The 19,450-nt window shown below is 38.4% G+C and carries 15 protein-coding genes; 13 read left to right on the forward strand and 2 right to left on the reverse strand.

Features of this window, described 5'->3' with window-relative positions; all coding sequences use genetic code 11:
- Positions 1–205: 205 nt before the first annotated feature.
- From LVD51_RS01760 to LVD51_RS01815, 12 genes are all read left to right on the forward strand, one after another.
- A complete protein-coding gene (locus LVD51_RS01760; protein WP_236969455.1) occupies positions 206–2,293 on the forward strand; it encodes a hypothetical protein in 2,088 nt (695 codons plus the stop codon).
- A 56-nt stretch (positions 2,294–2,349) separates the two neighbouring features.
- A complete protein-coding gene (locus tag LVD51_RS01765) occupies positions 2,350–3,291 on the forward strand; it encodes an endonuclease/exonuclease/phosphatase family protein (protein ID WP_236969456.1) in 942 nt (313 codons plus the stop codon).
- 48 nt (positions 3,292–3,339) lie between these two features.
- Positions 3,340–3,795 (forward strand): GNAT family N-acetyltransferase, encoded by a 456-nt coding sequence (locus tag LVD51_RS01770; protein WP_236969457.1) that lies wholly within the window; start codon positions 3,340–3,342, stop codon positions 3,793–3,795.
- A 274-nt stretch (positions 3,796–4,069) separates the two neighbouring features.
- Positions 4,070–5,407 (forward strand): TolC family protein, encoded by a 1,338-nt coding sequence (locus LVD51_RS01775; RefSeq protein ID WP_236969458.1) that lies wholly within the window; start codon positions 4,070–4,072, stop codon positions 5,405–5,407.
- A gap of 12 nt (positions 5,408–5,419) precedes the next feature.
- Complete coding sequence (locus tag LVD51_RS01780) at positions 5,420–6,622, forward strand: efflux RND transporter periplasmic adaptor subunit (RefSeq protein ID WP_236969459.1); 1,203 nt, start codon at positions 5,420–5,422, stop codon at positions 6,620–6,622.
- Entirely contained in the window at positions 6,615–10,052 is a 3,438-nt protein-coding gene (locus tag LVD51_RS01785) for an efflux RND transporter permease subunit (RefSeq protein ID WP_236969460.1), read from the forward strand. The genes LVD51_RS01780 and LVD51_RS01785 overlap by 8 nt, the downstream gene beginning before the upstream one ends.
- Positions 10,053–10,058: 6 nt before the next feature.
- Complete coding sequence (gene pdxH, locus LVD51_RS01790) at positions 10,059–10,694, forward strand: pyridoxamine 5'-phosphate oxidase (protein WP_236969461.1); 636 nt, start codon at positions 10,059–10,061, stop codon at positions 10,692–10,694.
- Between the two features lie 198 nt (positions 10,695–10,892).
- Entirely contained in the window at positions 10,893–12,410 is a 1,518-nt protein-coding gene (locus LVD51_RS01795; RefSeq protein ID WP_236969462.1) for a Do family serine endopeptidase, read from the forward strand.
- Positions 12,411–12,548: 138 nt separating this feature from the next.
- Positions 12,549–13,187: a Crp/Fnr family transcriptional regulator gene (locus tag LVD51_RS01800; protein WP_236969463.1), complete on the forward strand. Its 639-nt coding sequence runs from the start codon at positions 12,549–12,551 to the stop codon at positions 13,185–13,187.
- 79 nt (positions 13,188–13,266) lie between these two features.
- The gene (locus tag LVD51_RS01805) at positions 13,267–13,818 is read left to right on the forward strand and encodes a YeeE/YedE family protein (protein ID WP_236969464.1); all 552 of its coding nucleotides are present in this window, start codon (positions 13,267–13,269) and stop codon (positions 13,816–13,818) included.
- 8 nt (positions 13,819–13,826) lie between these two features.
- The gene (locus LVD51_RS01810) at positions 13,827–14,243 is read left to right on the forward strand and encodes a DUF6691 family protein (RefSeq protein WP_236969465.1); all 417 of its coding nucleotides are present in this window, start codon (positions 13,827–13,829) and stop codon (positions 14,241–14,243) included.
- Positions 14,244–14,390: 147 nt separating this feature from the next.
- Positions 14,391–15,752 (forward strand): TrpB-like pyridoxal phosphate-dependent enzyme, encoded by a 1,362-nt coding sequence (locus tag LVD51_RS01815; protein ID WP_236969466.1) that lies wholly within the window; start codon positions 14,391–14,393, stop codon positions 15,750–15,752.
- A gap of 149 nt (positions 15,753–15,901) precedes the next feature.
- Here LVD51_RS01815 and LVD51_RS01820 read toward each other — a convergent pair whose 3' ends face one another.
- The gene (locus LVD51_RS01820; protein WP_236969467.1) at positions 15,902–17,587 is read right to left on the reverse strand and encodes a GMC oxidoreductase; all 1,686 of its coding nucleotides are present in this window, start codon (positions 17,585–17,587) and stop codon (positions 15,902–15,904) included.
- Positions 17,588–17,597: 10 nt separating this feature from the next.
- Positions 17,598–18,179 carry a gluconate 2-dehydrogenase subunit 3 family protein gene (locus tag LVD51_RS01825; RefSeq protein WP_236969468.1) on the reverse strand — a complete coding sequence of 194 codons (582 nt, stop codon included), beginning with the start codon at positions 18,177–18,179 and terminating at the stop codon, positions 17,598–17,600.
- Between the two features lie 356 nt (positions 18,180–18,535).
- On the opposite strand from LVD51_RS01825, the gene LVD51_RS01830 reads away from it, so the two are divergent.
- Positions 18,536–19,423, forward strand: coding sequence for a hypothetical protein (locus tag LVD51_RS01830; RefSeq protein ID WP_236969469.1), 888 nt, complete (start codon positions 18,536–18,538; stop codon positions 19,421–19,423).
- Positions 19,424–19,450 lie beyond the last annotated feature (27 nt).

A 19,450-nucleotide genomic window follows, 5' to 3' on the forward strand; every position in this document is an offset into this window, starting at 1 on the left:
TTATATTTAAAAGAACGGTAAAGATAAGGTATTTATTAATTAAGGCTGCATTCTTATGTACATTTCTTTGATTCATTCCCGTCAGCAGCGTCCAAATCTCAAATTATTATTAGTTGATTTGAAGATCTTACTATGTGTTATTATTTGCATATTGGGGATTTCCCATTCGATATTTGGGACTGTTCCCTGTTCTGGCGTAAATCTATTGGAAGATAAAGAATCATGGCATGGTGACCTTCAACATTTTGATAGACAGGGTCATCAGTGGATCTTAGCGGATAAAAACGCTCAAGAAAGCCGAATGGATATTAATTGGCCCATAGATAGGAAGGGACTATCTTTAAATTTTACTATGGATTTTCCACCTTCAGATAACAATTATTTTGAGTTTGGGTGGATGTATAACGACATTAGCGATACCAGCTCGATTACATTTAGAATTGGTAGATCAGGACGAGGAGACGGAATTATGATTATCAATGAGGAAGAAAATATGGATAATGTCGATGAAATATTCCAAGGTCAATTTCAAGATGGAGGTGTAAATGTTTATTTGGATTTGTCATTTGTCGGTTCCAATATACTGATGACTTTAAATGGACATGATCAGACTTCCCTAGCCCTACCTTGGACGAATGAGGTCGAGTTAACCTTCTTTTTTCGGATAGTTTACACTACGTCTAGAGCCGACAAATGGGTTCTTCATAAATTGACTCAGTACAGTTTAGGTATTAATCATTTATCCTCCGAGGTGGATCGAGGTGAATTAATAGTCACAGAATGGATGTTAGATGGAGATTTGCCAGCCTTTATTGAATTGTTGAATTACAGCGATAAAATTCTTTGCCTACATGCCGTGGATCTCATCTTAGGGGGAATATGGATAAAAATGCCCAACTTAGTCCTTGCCCCCTATGAATACGCGGTATTGTCTGACGATAGTTCTAGTTACTGGTCATCTAGAGATATTCAACCATTGTTTATTGGTGAATTGCCTAGGGTGGAATCCATAGAGTCCAATGGATGGCTGAAAAATTACAATGGGAGTATCCAATATTTACCCTTATTATCCTATCCTCATCCTCGGAGCAGTGTCGAAATGAAATCTATATTTCAATCCTGTCTCGTCGTCGGAAATTGGGCGTTGTCAGCAGATGAATTGGGAAGTCCAGGTCAGGATAATACTATATTTGAAACCACGGTACCTGTCCATCAGCCCACTGTGGTATTTCTGACGTCTAATCAGGCATCGATTCAGTGGCCATATTGGATATCGGATCTCACATTAATGGCATCCTGGATTCAATCCCAATTGCCATTTAATGTAGAAGAAAACTCGGATAGTGGCAATATGATGACTTTAAATATCGACGATGACAAAGGCTGGAGCCATGGTGATTCATTGGGTTTTGGGGGTACTTATGTGAACTGTAATGGAGATGTAGTGGTATGGGACACTGTAGTATATTATGTCAAAGGTCGACTACCCCATCGGGGCGAATTATTGGTATCGGAAATCATGTATAATCCCCATCCTGGTTGTCCGGAATATATAGAATTGTACAATACGACAAAAGATTATCTAGATCTTGAAGAAGTGGTATTGCAACTGGGAAATCAAAATCAGAAATTGTCACTGACCAATGATATGCCACCCTATGGGGTGTGGATTTTGACCCGTCATCCTGAAGAATTGTTAGATTGCTACCACAGTGCCCAATCCGAGGCCGTATTTGAGTATTCCTTGTATACATTGAATAATCTGGGATTGACTATGTCCTTGACCAACAGCGAGAACGAAGTGTTGGACGATGCTAGCTATGGAGTTGATGACATTCACCCATTTTGGCTAGATAGTCATGGAATATCATTGGAGAGGAGATTGTTTGGAACGGCAGATAGGGTGTGGAAATCCGGTTATAGGCAATACGGTTTCAATAGTGCATCATTTATTCCGGAGGAAAATAAGAGGGCGGATCAACCGGAATTGTATTTGTCTACTCAGGTGATAACACCCGATGGAGACGGTCAACATGATAGGTTGATAATTTATATCGGAGGGAGAGGCAATTACGGCAGTCTCACGATTAATATTTTTGATTTGAATGGGAAAAAAATAAATACCTTAGCAAATAATCTCCCCATACAAGAGGGTGATTTTATTATTTGGGATGGAAGAGATAGTCGATATAATCCAGCTCCGTCGGGATTATACTTAATCTGGGCTTACCATTTTGATGAATTAGGTTATGAAAAAACACATAAATTAACATGCGCATTGTCTCGACAGTAGGAGAATTTTACCTGTTTTTGGTAAAATTGGTACATATAAAATGGATTCAATGGCTAATGGTATCAGGTATTATCTGTCTTACTGCAGTTTGTATCCTACAGCCAGATATGGAGTATTTCAGATGGATATCTACTCAGACCGTACAGATTTTGCTTGCTTGTCTTTTTTTAGGAGTTTGTTTTTTGCTATTAAAAAGTAGATTATTGTCCTTTGTGGCGTTTGGAGCATGTACTTTCTTGTGTTTGTTTTTAAAAAATGCATCGAATCTCTCCTTAAAAGTTATTCCTCAAAATGGAAATGATGGATTGATCTCACTTTTGCATTGCACCATGTCTGAAATTCAAGGAGAATCCACTTTTGATTTTTCAAGTCTTCTCAAGTTGGACAATGATATTATCGTGTTTCAAGAGTATACTCCGCAGTGGAAACAAATTATATTGCCTGAATTTGACTCTGTATACCAGTATAAATACGAGTTTTTGAGATTGGATAATTACGGTCAGTTAATAGTTAGCAAATATCCCATTGTCATGAGGGATACTATGGAGTTTAACGGGGTTCCAATTGCCAATATTACCGTTGCTTTATCCGAGGAGAAAAATATCAATATAATAGGACATTACAACCTTCCACCTTTGACAGAAGATTATCGATCGACTTCTAAAAAGGTTTTTTCCGAGTTGTCCAATTATATAAGACAACAGAAGATTCCTACCTTATATGTGGGAACGATCAATTATGCTCCCTGGGACAATGAAATGGTGAAATTTAGATATTCTGGATTTCTAAACGACAGTAGAAAGGGTTTTTTCCCCACCTTATACGGAGCGGGAACTTCCTTTTTTGATTATCCCGTTGATCATATTTTTTATAACGAATATTTGGAGTGCTTGGCTTTTAAAAAGGTGGAAAATGCTAATAATCAACGCATTGCCATTAGAGGTCAGTATCAATTAAAAAGTCGCGAATCTCTTGTTGATCTCAGTCAAGATGATTAGTAGAGTAATGATTTTTGGTTTTTGTACATATTATTGAGAATCCTAAACGTGAAATTAAATAAACAATTATTGGCTTTTGATTCTATACCCATTTCCTTGTGGTATGCCATAAGTCAATTGCGTGAGCAGGTTTTTGTGGTCGAGCAATCATGTGCATATTTGGATGCAGATGGTCGAGATCAGTTGGCTCATCATTTAATTTGGCAAGATGATGGCGGGATTTTGGCTTATTGTCGGATATTAAATCCCGGCCTTACAAAAATATCTGAAAGTCCCTATGTTTCTATAGGCAGAGTAGTGGTAGATTCCCGATTTCGCGGAATTGGCTTAGGAGAAGAATTGATGAAGTCAGCTATTGAACACTGTCGTACATTATATGGTCACAATCCTATTTATATATCTGCTCAGCTACATTTGCAAGGATTTTATGAAAAACTGGGATTTAAAGCCGTGGGAGAAAGTTATCTGGAGGATGGTATCCCTCATATCTCTATGTTACTGTAATTCTTGTCGTGAAAAACTGCCATTCAATAGATCAATAAAAGGGATTGATCAAATTATTGTATATGGGTTCAATCTAATGACGATTTAACATAGCCTTATAGATAAATATTTATTAAATTTGATCCTTGTAATCAATGCCAGTATTTAATTTTATTTTTTGAAATAAAAACCTAGGTATTGAAAACAATATGTTGATCTATTTATTACTCATCCTTAGATATTGAAATTCGATTTATTGTCAAATTCAACCGTTTAAGTAAAGAAAATTATTTTTATGAAATATAGATTACTCCTCTGCTTATACATTAGTTTTATGGGGATTGTAACGGCTCAAAATTCATTTAACCTTTCAGAGGCGATGGATTATGCCCTGCAGCACCAAATCGAGATTCAAAAGGCGCGATTGAACATTGAAGATGCCGATTATCAGATTAAAGAAATATTGGCCTTAGCCATTCCAACCCTAAAAGGAAATGTGGATTACCAAAGGTATTTGCAATTGCCTACCCAAATTATCCCGCAGGGAGCCTTTTTTGCCGGAGACCAAAATAATCCCCCCAATCCAGCGGAAGATATCGGAGTGCAATTTGGTGTCAATAATTCACTAACGGCTGGTTTGTCTTTCAATGCATTGCTGTTTGACGGAAGTGTTTTTGTGGGAATCCAAGCATCGAGGTTGGCACGCTCCTTGGCCAATTCACAGATTGATGTAGTGGAAAGGGATATAAGAGAGAATGTTATTAAATCGTATTTGGCAATACTAATCGCCGATCACATGAGTGAGATTATTGATTTGAACATTAAGAATCTAGAGCAGACCTACTTTGAGACCAATGAAATGTATAAAAGTGGATTTTTGGAAAAACTGGACGTAGATAGGCTGAAATATTCAATATCTAATCTGGAAATGGAAGCGGAGAACAATGAAAATATGATTTATGCTGCCAAAAATATACTTAAACTACAGATGGGATACCCCATGGATGAAGAGATAGAAGTTAGTGAAAAATTGGAAGATTATATTCAAGTTGATGAAGCCGTCAACCTTCTTTCAGAAACCTATAGTTTTCAAAATAGACCAGAATATGAGACATTGTCGATAACAGAGGATTTGAGAGAGATGGATGTCAAACAACTTCGCTTTGGATATTTGCCAACCTTGTCGTTTTTTGCCAATTACAATCAACAATTACAAGCGAATAAATTGAAGGATGGTTTATGGTTTCCCTACTCCATAGTCGGCGGTTCTTTGGCCATACCCATATTTGATGGAAGAGACAGAGCTATGAAAATTGAGCGCGCCAACGTGAGATTAAAGTTGCATCAATTGGATATGGAAAATATCGAGCGATCTATGCAGGTAGAAGTGGACAATGCCAAAAGGGATCTCAGTTCGGCATTGAATAGAATAGATGATAGTAAGAACAATATGACCCTAGCCGATGATATATACAAAGTGACCCAAATTAAATACAAGGAAGGGGTTGGTTCCAGCGTGGAATTGAGTCAAGCAGAATCGGCATTGTATCAAGCACAGTCAAAATACATCAATGCTTTGTATGACTTTTCAGTAGCCAAAGCTAATTTGGAAAAAGCATTAGGAAAATTATAAAACAATATAACAATGAAATACGCATATTTAATACTAATACTTAGTCTTCTGTATTCATGTGGTAGCACTACTTCAGAGGTGAGTGAAATCAATGTCAATGACATGGCGCTTTCAGAATTGAAGTCTTATCTAAAAACTAAAAAAGATGAGGTTAAAAATCTTCAATCTACGATTGCCAATATAGAGGATAGAATGGCAGAACTCGATCCTACTTCGGTTCAAAAAGTGGCCAAAAGGGTAACGACTTTGCCCATTGTTAAATCAGAATTTAAACATTTTATTTCGGTACAAGGCCTATTGGAAGCCAATGATGTAATCGCCATCAATGCTGAGACTGGGGGAAGAATGCTGCAGTTAAAGATCGACGAAGGAGATTATGTAAAAAAAGGCGATTTGGTAGCAGTATTAGATACAGAAAATTTTGACAAACAGCGAGATGAAATTCTTAAGGCTTTGGAATTGGCTAAAGAAGTATACGAAAGAAGAAAGAGACTTTGGGATCAAAAAATAGGTTCTGAGATCGAATATTTACAATCTAAGAATGATGTAGAGCGAATGGAAAAAAGTCTGGAGACTTTAGACTTCCAACAAACAAAAGGTCAAGTATATGCCCCTGTATCTGGTGTAGTGGATGTAATCAATATTCACCCCGGAGAAATGGTTTCTCCAGGCATGCCTATAGCCAATATATTAGATGTGAGTCGACTTATTGCCACGGCTGATGTTCCCGAGAATTATTTGGGTAGTGTGAAGGTAGGCGATAGAGTCCTGCTTAATTTTCCTTCTATAGATTATTCAGTGGAAGGTAGGATCAATTTAATTGGAAATACCATTGATGCGGCCAATAGGACATTTAAAATAGAAGTGAGGGTAGCGAGAACTACTAAAAATTTAAAGCCTAATCTCTTGACAGAAATTAAGATTAACGATAAAACCATTGCCGATGTGATAAGTATTCCAGTAAACAGTGTACTGCAAGAAGTAAGTGGGAAAGAATATGTAATGGTGGTCAATCAGTCTGGAAGTACAGCAGTTGCTGAGAAAAAATATGTTACCAGAGGTCCATTTAACAATGAGGAAGTGGTGATTACATCGGGTTTGGAAGAAGGACAAGTCTTGGTCAATATAGGAGCTCAAAACTTGGTAGATAAAGATGCTTTGGAAGTCATAAGTACTAAGGAATTGGATGAAGCGAAAAAAATAATAAATGAGTAAGATAGTTGACAAGATAAAAGACAATTTAAGAGAGTTTAAATTGTCGTCCTTTGCTGTGGATAATGCCACGAGTATCTTCCTGATGACGGTTATGATATTTATCTTTGGTCTTGACTCATACAACAGTATGCCAAAAGAGCAATATCCAGAAGTATCTTTTCCTACCGTATATGTCAATACCCCATATTTTGGGAATACTGCAGCTGATATAGAAAATTTGGTTACCAGGCCTATCGAGCAAGAATTGCAATCTATTGTCGGTGTAGATAATATCACTTCTTCTTCTGTACAGGATTTTTCTGTAATCATTGTAGAGTTTGATGCCGATAGAGATATTGATGAGGCTGTGCGCAAAGTAAAGGATGCTATTGATTTGGCTAAGAGTGAATTGCCTACAGACTTGACGACTGATCCTCAGGTTTTGGAGATCGACTTGTCTCAGATTCCCATAATGACGGTCAATGTATCTGGTGATTATACCATAGATCAGTTAAAAACCTACGCTGAATATTTGGAAGAGGAATTTGAAAATCTCTCTGAAGTATCAGAAGCTGATATTAAAGGTGCACTCGACAGAGAAGTGAAGATAGATGTAGATTTGCCGAAGATGGAATCTTTAAAGGTTTCTTTTACCGATATAGAAAACGCGGTTAAAGCAGAAAACCTTACGATGTCTGGAGGAGAAATCGTCAGTGATAACTTTAGACGCGGTGTGCGTATTATTGGAGAGTTTACCAATATGGATCAGATTCGCAATATGATCGTTAAGAGTGAGTCTCAACGGCCCATTTATCTTAAGGATATAGCTACAGTGACCTATGGTTATGAAGAGCTCAAAAGTATTGCTCGATCGGATGGGTTCTCTGTTGTCTCGATTGATATCATTAAACGATCTGGAGAAAACCTTATAGCAGCAGCGGATAAGGTCAAAGCCATTGTTGAAGAAGCGGAGAATAATGTCCTTCCCGCTGATTTGAAGGTCAGTATCTTTAATGATCAATCCGAAAATACCAAGAGAGAGGTTTCAAACCTTGAAAATTCTATAATATCAGGTATGATATTGGTGATCTTGGTCTTACTCTTTTTTATGGGCTTGCGAAATGCAACCTTTGTTGGTGTGGCCATACCCTTATCGATGTTGACTGGGATAATGTGGCTGTATTTGACAGGAGTGACCATGAATATGATGGTGTTGTTCGCCCTTATTTTGGCATTGGGGATGTTGGTAGATAATGCCATTGTGGTGGTAGAGAATATATATCGTTATTTTCAAGAGGGATATTCGGCCAAAGATGCTGCCAAGTTTGGTGCAGGAGAGGTCGCAGTTCCCATTATCGCCAGTACGGCTACGACATTAGCAGCCTTTTTGCCCTTGGCTTTTTGGCCTGGTATTGTCGGTGAATTTATGAAATATCTTCCGATAACCCTGATCTTGGTCTTGTCTTCGTCTCTTATTGTTGCCCTGGTTATTAATCCAGTGTTTACCGCCTATTTTATGAAGGTGGATGAAAAAGCTGATTCTGCTGAGGAGCGCAAGAAAAAAACCAGAAACATCGGGATATTTATATTAGGAGCCATAGTTTTTGGATTTGTCTTTCATTCTATTGGATTGGATTGGGCTAGAAATTTATTGGGTATAACTGCTGTGATTTCCACCATAAACTTCTTTGCATTGCGACCGGCTAGTTTTTATTTTCAGAACAAGGTGATGCCGGCATTAGAGCGAGGATATGATTGGTTTGTAGGAAAGGCATTGTACAAAAAAATGCCAATTGTGGTATTTGTAGGCACATTTGTCTTAATGATATGTTCTATTATGTTGTTGGCGGTAAAATCACCGAAAGTTGTTTTCTTTCCCGATACCCAGCCCATTTATATCAATGTGTTTTTAGAATTGCCCATAGGCAGAGACATTGAAGCGACGGATAAAGCTGTGAGGATTGTAGAATCTCAGATAACTACAGTATTGGAACCCTATCAAGACGTAGTGGAATCGGTATTGACCCAAATTGGGGAAAATACCTCTGATCCCAATAGTACTCCAGAGCCTGGAGCTTCGCCCAATAAGGCTAGAATTACTGTGACCTTTGTGCCTGCCGATGAGCGAAATGGGGTGAAGACCTCAAAGATTATGGAGGATATAAGGGCCAATCTAAAGAATATGCCTGGAGTTCAGATTGTGGTGGATCAAAATGCTGCTGGACCTCCGACAGGTAAACCTGTGAATATAGAGATACAAGGTGAAAATATTGATGAATTGGCTCAATTGTCTGAAGATCTCATCGCCTATGTGAATAAACAAAATATTCCGGGTATAGAGGAATTGAAGGCCGATGTAAAAATCGGTAAGCCCGAGTTGCTGATTCACATAGATAGAGAGGCTGCTCGAAGATATGAATTGTCGACTTATGCTATTGCCGATGCCTTGAGAACATCAGTCTACGGTAAAGAGGTATCCACCTATAAGGACGGGGAAGACGATTATCCCATTCAATTGAGATTGGATCCCAAGTACCGCAATAATGTGGGAGCATTGATGAATCAAAAAATCACTTTTAGAAATCCGGCTAATGGACAGTTAACTCAAGTGCCGATTTCAGCAGTAGCTACCGTGGAATATTCTTCTACTTATAGTTCGATCAATCGAAAGGATTTGGAGCGTGCAATTACGATTTATTCCAATGTATTGGATGGTTACAATGCCAATGAAATTGTAGAAGAGGTGAAGGCGGTTTTTGCCGATTACAAAATGCCTAATGGCATATCCTATGCTTTCACAGGAGAGCAGGAGCAGCAAGCTGAGGATATGCAGTTCTTAAGTGGGGCCTTTATATTATCTATATTTTTGATATTTATAATTTTGGTGAGTCAATTCAATTCGATAATATCGCCCTTTATAATTTTGATGTCAGTGTTTTTCAGTACCATTGGAGTATTCCTCGGTTACGTAGTGACGGGGTCAGACATCGCAGTTATCCTCACCGGTGTGGGTATTATATCGCTGGCTGGTATTGTGGTAAACAACGCCATTGTATTGGTGGATTATATTAACCTATTGGTGACCAGACGCCGAAAAGAATTGGGTTTTGAAAACATGTGGATGTTGGACAAGTCCGATGTGAAATCAATGATTATCAAAGGGGGAAGTACTAGGTTGAGACCGGTATTGCTAACGGCAATTACTACTATTTTGGGATTGATTCCATTGGCTATTGGGTTGAATATCAATTTCTTTACTATAATTTCAGACCTAGATGCTCAGTTTTTTATCGGTGGTGATAATAAAGATTTCTGGGGCCCAATGGCTTGGACGGTAATCTACGGTTTGACCTTTTCTACCTTCCTTACCTTGGTTGTGATTCCGGCCATGTACTGGTTGGCCTATAGATTTATGTATATAATTAAAAATAGAAAATCTAAGAAAGCATAAAAGGCAATGAATAGGTTAGATAAAATACGAAGAGAATACGATCATCCTCCTCTGTTGGAGGAATCGATGAATGAAGATCCTTATGTGCAATTTAAAGTTTGGTTTGACGATGCTTTCCAAGTTTATGAATTGGACGCCAACGCTATGTTTTTGTCCACCGTCAACGCTTCTGGTCAACCGTCGAGTAGGACGGTATTGCTGAAGGGAGTAAGTGAAGAAGGATTTATGTTTTATACCAATTACGAAAGCAAAAAGGGGATGGAGATTCTATCTCATCCCCAAGTTGCGCTTTTGTTTTTTTGGCCCGGCCTTGACCGGCAAATTCGCATAGAAGGTATAGCCCAGAAGGTTTCGAGTGAAGCTTCCGATGAATATTTTTACAGTCGGCCAAGAGGGAGCCAAATCAGTGCTATCGTTTCTCCACAGAGTCGGGAAGTGTCCGGCTATAATGAATTGGAATCGGCATGGGAGAAAATGCAATCAGAGGAGGAATTGTCAAGACCTGATCAATGGGGTGGTTTTGTTGTAAAACCCGAGTATTTTGAGTTTTGGCAGGGAAGAAAGAATAGATTGCACGATAGACTCATATACCAAAAGAATGTAGATAGAGGTGGATTTCATTTAAAAAGATTAGCGCCATAGGGCATTATTTTGTAGATAGATTGTTTGTCTCTGTCGAAGAATTTCAGGGTTTAAATTTTTCTTAAGAAACACTTGTGAGATTAATGCATTATATTTATAACATTGTTCAAATGATTTTATCAATATCTTGAGCACAAAAGAAAATATGATTAAAAAATTTTACACGTATTTTAATTTCAAACAGAAAAATAATTAACAATGAAAAAGAATTTAATCATACCAGCCTTGGTCGCCCTCGTCGTTACCGCATTGACATTGGGTATATATGACCAGTTTAAGGCGAAAGAAAGTATTCCTACATTTAACACAGAATTGGAGACTCCTGTCAACAATGTTCTGTTTACCATGGATAGTAAAGGAAATGCCGTACCCCTAGATTTTACAACTACTTCAAAGAAGGTAATGCCAGCCGTGGTGTTAATCAATGTAGAAATCGGTAGTTCTTCAAGAGGAGGAAGAGTTCAGGAACAATATCAAGATCCTTTTCAGGACTTTTTTCAGGACTTTTTCCCACGAGGTCAACAACGTCAAAGCCCACAGAGCAATCAAGTTCGAAGAGGGAAGGGATCAGGTGTAATTATTAATGGCAATGGTTATATCGTTACCAATAACCATGTGGTAGAAGATGCCACTAAGATCGACGTTGTCATGAATAACAATCGTTCATACTCCGCAGAGGTTATAGGTACAGATCCTTCTACTGATCTTGCCTTGATAAAGATCGATGCTGAGGATTTACCTTTTGTCAATATGGTCAATTCCGATGATGTGGAAGTAGGAGAATGGGTGTTGGCCATCGGAAATCCTTTGAGTTTTAGCAGTACTGTCACTGCGGGAATTGTCAGTGCAGTAGGTCGAAATATCGATATTTTAGACAAAGAAGAAACTCCTTACGCCATCGAAAGTTTTATTCAAACCGATGCCGCTATCAACAAGGGGAATAGTGGAGGTGCATTGGTCAATTTGAATGGAGATTTAATAGGAATTAACTCCGCTATTGCCAGCCCTACTGGGTATTATGCCGGTTATGGATTTGCGATTCCTTCCAATTTGGTCAACAAAGTAGTGGATGATTTATTGAAATACGGAGAAGTAAAAAGAGCGGTTCTCGGTGTGCAAATAAGCCATGTTGATCCTGAATTTGCTAAAGAAAAAGACCTTAAGACCCAAGATGGAGTATATATCCAATCTGTTATCGAGGGATCTTCTGCAGCTGATGCCGACTTAAAGGCCGGAGATGTGATCACACAAATAGACGGTAAAGATGTATTTGAAGTTCCTATTTTACAGGAAAGAATAGCTAGAACTCGTCCTGGAGAAACGGTGTCATTGACTATTAATAGAGATGGTGAAATCCTTCATAAAGATGTTGTTCTCAAAGGTTTGGAAAATACAACAGGTGCAGTAGCTGCCATGGATTCTGATATGGAAAGGTTACTCGGTGCCAAGTTGGTAGAATTGACATCTGAAGAAAAAGAAAAGCTAGATCTAGACTACGGGGTTAAGATCGAAGATATGACCCAGAGTGGAATCCTTTATAAAAATACAAAGCTTGAGCCGGGATTTGTGATTTTGAAAGCCAATGACAAAGAGATCAAAAGTGTAGACCAATTGGAGTCTATTCTTCGAGAAAGAAAAAATTCTGGTGTAATGTTAGAGGGTATTTATCCCGATAATCCAAAACAAAGAATTTACGAAGCATTTGGATTGAATTAATCCTATCCCAAAATAAGAATTTGATATAGGCCGGCTTTTGTCGGCCTATTTTGTATGTGTCCATATTATACGAAATCTTTTCCGTCTTTGTAAAATGTATTTCGTATTGAGAAATTTAATGCTATATAAGCCCTAATCATGATAAAGAACTTAATTAAAGCCAAATTTAAGAACGAATTCGAAGATGGATTACTCGATGTAATGGTGGAAGAGGGTAGGTTTGTCGAATTGAATAAGGGAGACAATTTGATCAATGCCGGTGAATTTATTCGAAATTTTCCATTAATCTTGACTGGTGTTATTAAAATTATGAGGGAAGACGAAGAGGGTAAGGAAATTTTACTGTACTACCTCTATCCTGGAGAAACCTGTGCTCTAAGTCTAAGTTGTTGTATGGCATCTAAGGTGAGCTCGATTAAAGCAGTAGTGGAGGATGATGCTGAAGTCATTCTTATCCCCATTCAGAAAATGGATGAATGGGTACAATCTTTCCCGACTTGGAAAAGTTTTGTAATGCAAACTTATCAAGACCGTTTTGAAGAATTGTTGGAGACCATTGATGAATTGGCTTTTAACAAAATGGATGAGAGACTGTGGTCTTACCTCGTGAATCGAACTACAGTATTGCAAGCTAGTCAATTAGATATTACCCATTCTGAGATTGCCAAAGAATTGGGAACCAGTAGAGAGGTCATTTCTCGATTGTTAAAGAAACTAGAAGGTCAAAATAAAATCGCTATGTCTAGAAACAGTATTGAGGTATTCAATGTTGTGTGACAATTGATACACAGAATATGGAGAGTATAGTAGTTCTTTGTGCCGTGTATTGAATATTTTTTTCAAGTAATAATGTTTTATGAATGATTTTTTAATGAATCCCTGGCCGTGGTATGTGGTGGGACCATTGATTACCATAGTCATGGTAATCTTTCTGTATTTGGGACAAGTGTTTGGAATATCATCTAGCTTACAACATATCTGTAGTATGGCTGGAGCTGGCAAGTTCTCTGACTATTTTAGATATGATTGGAAGAAAAAGGCCCCGGTTCTATTTTTTACTGTAGGATTGATTGTAGGCGGAATATTGACGGTGAAATTTCTGGACGGTGATCATTATGTAGCTATTGCTGAAGAAACCAAGATGGCGTTGATAGACATAGGAGTGAGGGATTTTGACCACTATGCACCTATTGGAATATTTGGAGAGGATGGCTTTTGGTCTCACCTGCCACTGTACATCATCGGAGGATTGCTGATAGGTTTTGGGACCCGTTATGCCAATGGTTGTACATCTGGTCATGCCATTATGGGACTGTCTAATTTACAATGGCCATCTCTAATTGCTGTAGTCGGATTTTTTATTGGCGGTCTGATTGGTACTTATTTTCTATTGCCTTGGTTAATTTAAATATGACAATGATGAAAAATTTTCCTTTTTTAATTCTGGGCATAGTCTTTGGCGTCATCTTGGCCAAGGGAGAAGTAATTTCCTGGTTTCGAATTCAAGAGATGTTTCGGTTTGATGATTTTCATATGTATGGAGTTATTGGTTCTGCCGTAGTATTAGGGGTGATTAGTTTACAAATAATTAAAAAACTGGATCTTAAAGATGCCTATGGACAAAGTTTAATCCCCGCTCCGAAACCCATCGCCTTTAAACAGTATATATTCGGTGGAGTGATTTTTGGTATGGGTTGGGCCATTACAGGAGCCTGTCCTGGACCTATCTATATATTGGTCGGATACGGATACTCATCTTATGTTATTGTCTTATTAGCTGCCTTAGCAGGTGCATTTTTGTATGGAATCCTAGCGAAATATCTACCCCATTGATTTGGTATAAATAGTTATATAGGTTGGTGTAAGTAGTTAAATGGGTTGGTATTATATGTTAATTGTTGGGTAAAGCCGGAGAAGGTTTTTATTACGAATGATATATTTTAAATATATTAGGGAGTTATTTTAATTTAAACCAAAGCTATGACAACAAAAAAGTTTTTATTAGAGGAGAAGGATATTCCTGAAAGATGGTATAATATTGTAGCCGACATGGAGAATAAGCCTATGCCCCCTTTGCATCCGGGTACTAGAGAAGTAATCACAGGTGAGGCGTTGGCTCCATTATTCCCAGAAGAGTTGATACGACAGGAAGTGAGTCAGGAAAAATGGATCGACATTCCAGAAGAGGTACGCGATATGTATAAGATTTGGAGACCAACACCGGTTTTTCGCGCATTGGGATTGGAGAAGGCTTTAGATACGCCAGCTAAAATATATTATAAATACGAAGGCCAGAGCCCATCGGGGTCTCATAAACCGAATACTGCCATTCCTCAGGCTTATTACAATAAACAAGCAGGGATACGAAAAATAACTACCGAGACTGGTGCAGGACAGTGGGGAAGTGCTTTGAGTTTTGCTTGCAATCAATTTGGAATTGAGTGCGAAGTGTATATGGTGAAAATTTCTTTTCATCACAAACCCTACCGCAAGACGATGATGAATACATGGGGGGCGAATGTGATTCCTTCACCTTCAAATTTAACAGAGGCTGGACGTTCGATTTTAGCTAAGGATCCAGATTCACCGGGTTCCTTGGGTATTGCGATTTCTGAAGCCGTAGAAATGGCTGCCCAAAATGACGATGTCAACTACGCCTTGGGTTCTGTACTCAACCACGTTTTGACCCACCAAACCATTATAGGACTAGAAGCGGTAAAACAAATGGAAAAGGTAGGCGATATGCCTGATATAGTGGTAGCACCCTTTGGTGGTGGGTCCAACTTTGCGGGATTGACTTTCCCGTTCTTGAGAATGAATCTGGAAGAAGGCAAACAAATAAGATGTATAGCCAGTGAACCTGCCTCTTGTCCCAAATTGACGAGAGGGCAATTTAGATATGATTTTGGTGATGCCGTGGGGATGACGCCGTTAATACCTATGTACACATTGGGGCATAATTTTGTTCCTGCCCCTATTCATGCAGGTGGGTTGAGATATCATGGTGCCGGTGCCATTGTCAGCCAATTGTTGCACGACAATTTGATTGAGGCCAGAGCTCATATGAACAAAGAGGTGTTCGAAGCAGGTGTGCTTTTTGCGAGAACGGAAGGTATTATACCTGCTCCTGAAGCCAATCACGGAATAGCCACTGTAATTGCTGAAGCCAATCGATGTAAGGAAGAAGGACGTTCAGAGACTATCTTATTTAACCTCTGTGGACATGGCAATTTGGATATGAAGGCCTATGAAGATTATTTTGCTGGTAAAATAGTAGATCACGAATTGACTTCGGCGGAAATTGATGCCTCTTTGGCTATGTTGGATACACCAACATTATAAAATGAATTTGGTATCATTTAACCGATAACTGAATATTCTATTGTTCCTAGACTGAAGGCATCTTTAAATGTTTGACTTCCATTATAGTAGAAAATAGATTGTAGAAAAAAAGAAAACACCTATCTTTCTCAGGAAAGATAGGTGTTTTTTTATAGTTTGCCTTCTTTGAGTTGTTTTACTGCATAATCACATGCTCTAGCTGTAAGGGCCATATAAGTGAGAGAAGGGCTCATATGTCCTGATGATGGCATACATGCACCGTCGGTTAGGAATAGATTGGGTACTTCATGGCATTGATTGTGAGCATTGAATATAGAGGTCTCAGGGTCTGAGCCCATTCGAGCGGTTCCCATTTCATGGACGGCATCACCATGGATGGCAGAACCTTCATGGGTTCTAATATTTTTTAATCCCGCAACTTCCAATATCTCTTGTATTGCCGCCTTCATATCTTTGCGCATTGTCATTTCATTTTCCTTAAACGAAGCAGTGATTTTAAGAAGTGGCAAATCCCATTGATCCCTATTTTCATTATCTAGTTCTACTTTGTTTTCATAATAGGGTAAACAGGCACCATAAGCAGAAAGACTAAAACGCCATGAACCTTGCTGAACGATGTTTTTTTTGAGGTCGCTACCTATACCTGCTTGGTTGAAATTGAGGCCAGCTCGAGAGGCTGAGCCCCATAGACCATAACCGCGAAGAAAGTCGGCATCTTGACCATTTATATTCCTAAATCTAGCTATGGCCAAGGATCCAGGTCGAAAACCTTTATAGGATTGGTCTTCAAACCCTTCAAATTCACCAGAACCACTGACATTTTTGTGATGATCCATTAGGTAATGTCCTAGAACTCCACTGGAATTGCCCAGTCCATTGGGGAATCTATTTGAAGTCGATCTCATGAGAATAGCGGTAGAAGGAAGAGTTGAGGCACAGAGAAATATTATTTTAGCCTTGAATTCTTCTACTTTATGGGTTTCCGCATCGATGATCCTAACCCCAGATAATCGCTGGTGGATATCGTCATAGATTAGGGATTCTACGATGGAATGTGAACGCAAGGTAAGATTGCCCGTGGCATAAGCCGCTGGTAGGGTTGAACTATTGCTGCTAAAGTAAGCTCCAAATGGACAGCCCCTATGACAGAGGTTTCTATTCTGGCATTGGGAGCGCCCCTTAAATTGCCCAGGTTCCACTTGGGTTAAATGGGCAATGCGGTTGGGAATTAATTTCCTATCGGGATAGTGTTTTTCAATTCGCTTCTTTACTTCTAACTCCACACAATTCATCTCCACAGGGGGTAAGAAATGTCCATCGGGAAATTGAGGTATGCCTTCTTTAGATCCACTTACTCCAATAAATTTTTCTACGTAGTCGTACCAAGGTGCGATATCTTTGTATCGAATGGGCCAATCTGTACCATAACCATCTATGGCATTGGCTCCAAATTCTACATCGCTCCATCGGTAAGAACCCCGTCCCCAAAGTAGTGATCGACCTCCAGTTTGATATCCTCTAAACCATAAATAGGGTTTATCTTCAGGATGGGAATAGGGATGTTCACTGTCTTTGACAAAAAAGTGCTTGGAGGCCGCACTAAAGTTGTATTTTTTTGATTGGATAGGGTATTCAAGGCGGTCTTGTTTTGAATCGAACTTTCGATATTTAAATTCCCATGGTGGCTGATTCATGGTCGGATAATCCTCTAAGTGTTTGACGTCTCGACCTCTTTCTAATACCAGTGTTTTTAATCCTTTTTCAGTTAATTCTTTGGCAGCCCAGCCTCCGGTCATGCCAGAGCCAATAACTATTGCGTCGTAGGTTGTGTTCATAATTTTTATTCTAGAGGTGAAGGCCTATGGTAATGGTTGGGTTAGATGAAATATCGATGCAAGCTTGATAATTACCTGGTAGGGGCAAGAAATCTAAGTTTTGTTTTACACCTTGTTCAGAGGAATAATATGAGAGTAAGATCAGGGATTTTAAATATTTGTAATCCATTGATTTTTTATCTTGGCTGGTATTGCCATATGCAGCTTGGTCAATTCCTCCAATGACTGTTGTTTTATCTTCATCATTGAGTTTTGAAAGGGATTTACCTGCCTTTGATATCGAAATAGCTTCAATGTCGGATAGGGCACGCATAACCTTGTCTACTTCTTGATCACTCAAAACATCACTGAGAATAAGGTCGATAAATTCATGCACCTTAACCTCAGTAGCCGAAGGCGTAGTCGTCTTGGGAACTATGGTGTCTGCTGTAGCTGTGAGAATATCCAGTTGTTGTTGACTCAATACTGCTGGTTTCCAATCGTCATTTACATCCTTGTTTTCACAACTCTGTAGAGCTATAAAAACACCAGGTGCCAGGTAGCCGATACCTAATATTTTTGCTGTTTGTTGGAGTACTTGTCTTCTGTCCATTGTGCTAAAATAAGATAATTAATATAGTAATCTGAGAATTGAGGCTTTATTTTATTAATAATGTAAAATTTTGGAATAAATAGTTGGATTTAATATGGTTGTGTTGTAATAATAAATGTATTAATTAGTAATTTAAATTAAGTGTGTTGTTATGTGTTTGTGAGTATGTCAATGTATGTTGTATGCACTTGCTAGTTGTGGAGTTTGTTATTGTTGATGATTTGTTATTGTTTGTAATTGTCATTTTGTGTTAATTTATTTATATTTAAGTGAAATATATCTTAAAAGTTACTAATTTTTGTAAATTACAAAATGGCTATCCCTGAATTTTAATTAATAAACGCAAAATTTTAATTATGAAAAATTCTGGATTAATGAATGATGTTGAGCGAAGTTCTTCGACTCAGTTAGTAAATGTAAAGCCTAATAGTAAGGATTGTACGGTTAAGAGAATTATTAATTTTTCCGTGATTGCCGACAGTGTGGTTGCTAAGGCCATAATAATTACAGATGCATCCAGTCGACGATTGGAGATTGACTGGGGCGATGGCAATATAGAAGTGATTAACCGACGTCCTGGATTTAATAATGTTACTCAACCCGTATTAGGCGGACAGCCATTAGCCCCTGGAAGCTATGAATTGTACCATCGATATGAGGTGTTTTACACTCCTGGATTCGGAGATTCTGTGATCCCAGCTCCACGAGAGTATCTTGTCTCTGTAAGGAGTGATGATGTTAATGGATTAGTTGATTTTTCATCACAGCGAATCATTATTACCCCGAGGTATAAACTAGTAGTGTATCCATTTTTCTTTTGGTTAGAAAGTTCGTGTGATTCTTTTACAGATGATTTTCATCATTTTAGAATTATTCAAATGATCGAGGGTAGGATGAATCACAACTGGGATTGGCGACCGTCTAATAGTTTCCTCGGTCGATTTGAAGGTATTCGCCTATTGGGAAGTCAACACAGTGTAGAATATGAAGTGCCAAGATTGGGAGAATTTAGTTTTTTATCCATTAGGTTTAATATCACAGAATACGATTGGTTGTTCAATGATCATATTGTATTTAATGTAAATATACCTCTATACCACAATGGCAGAGAGGAGTATTTTAGTGAGCGAATAGAGTCTGCTGCTGTAGGAGATGGATGTACAGTTCATTTCAATTATACTACAGAAGTCAAGCTATTAATTCCTTTACCCTCTGATAATTCACCCGTATTTATAGAAGCTTAGGATAAGAATCATAGGGATTGAAGAATT

The sequence above is a fragment of the Membranihabitans marinus genome, from assembly GCF_021729155.1.
Taxonomy (GTDB): Bacteria; Bacteroidota; Bacteroidia; order Chitinophagales; family Saprospiraceae; genus Membranihabitans; species Membranihabitans marinus.

What these genes read in the sequence shown, in the direction of transcription:
- LVD51_RS01775 (WP_236969458.1), top strand. Translation starts at nt 4,070, where the DNA reads ATGAAATATAGATTACTCCTCTGCTTATACATTAGTTTTATGGGGATT.
- LVD51_RS01785 (WP_236969460.1), top strand. Translation starts at nt 6,615, where the DNA reads ATGAGTAAGATAGTTGACAAGATAAAAGACAATTTAAGAGAGTTTAAA.
- LVD51_RS01820 (WP_236969467.1), bottom strand. Translation starts at nt 17,587, where the DNA reads ATGAACACAACCTACGACGCAATAGTTATTGGCTCTGGCATGACCGGA.
- LVD51_RS01800 (WP_236969463.1), top strand. Translation starts at nt 12,549, where the DNA reads ATGATAAAGAACTTAATTAAAGCCAAATTTAAGAACGAATTCGAAGAT.
- pdxH (WP_236969461.1), top strand. Translation starts at nt 10,059, where the DNA reads ATGAATAGGTTAGATAAAATACGAAGAGAATACGATCATCCTCCTCTG.
- LVD51_RS01805 (WP_236969464.1), top strand. Translation starts at nt 13,267, where the DNA reads ATGAATGATTTTTTAATGAATCCCTGGCCGTGGTATGTGGTGGGACCA.
- LVD51_RS01825 (WP_236969468.1), bottom strand. Translation starts at nt 18,179, where the DNA reads ATGGACAGAAGACAAGTACTCCAACAAACAGCAAAAATATTAGGTATC.
- LVD51_RS01830 (WP_236969469.1), top strand. Translation starts at nt 18,536, where the DNA reads ATGAAAAATTCTGGATTAATGAATGATGTTGAGCGAAGTTCTTCGACT.
- LVD51_RS01780 (WP_236969459.1), top strand. Translation starts at nt 5,420, where the DNA reads ATGAAATACGCATATTTAATACTAATACTTAGTCTTCTGTATTCATGT.
- LVD51_RS01810 (WP_236969465.1), top strand. Translation starts at nt 13,827, where the DNA reads ATGATGAAAAATTTTCCTTTTTTAATTCTGGGCATAGTCTTTGGCGTC.
- LVD51_RS01795 (WP_236969462.1), top strand. Translation starts at nt 10,893, where the DNA reads ATGAAAAAGAATTTAATCATACCAGCCTTGGTCGCCCTCGTCGTTACC.
- LVD51_RS01765 (WP_236969456.1), top strand. Translation starts at nt 2,350, where the DNA reads ATGGTATCAGGTATTATCTGTCTTACTGCAGTTTGTATCCTACAGCCA.
- LVD51_RS01815 (WP_236969466.1), top strand. Translation starts at nt 14,391, where the DNA reads ATGACAACAAAAAAGTTTTTATTAGAGGAGAAGGATATTCCTGAAAGA.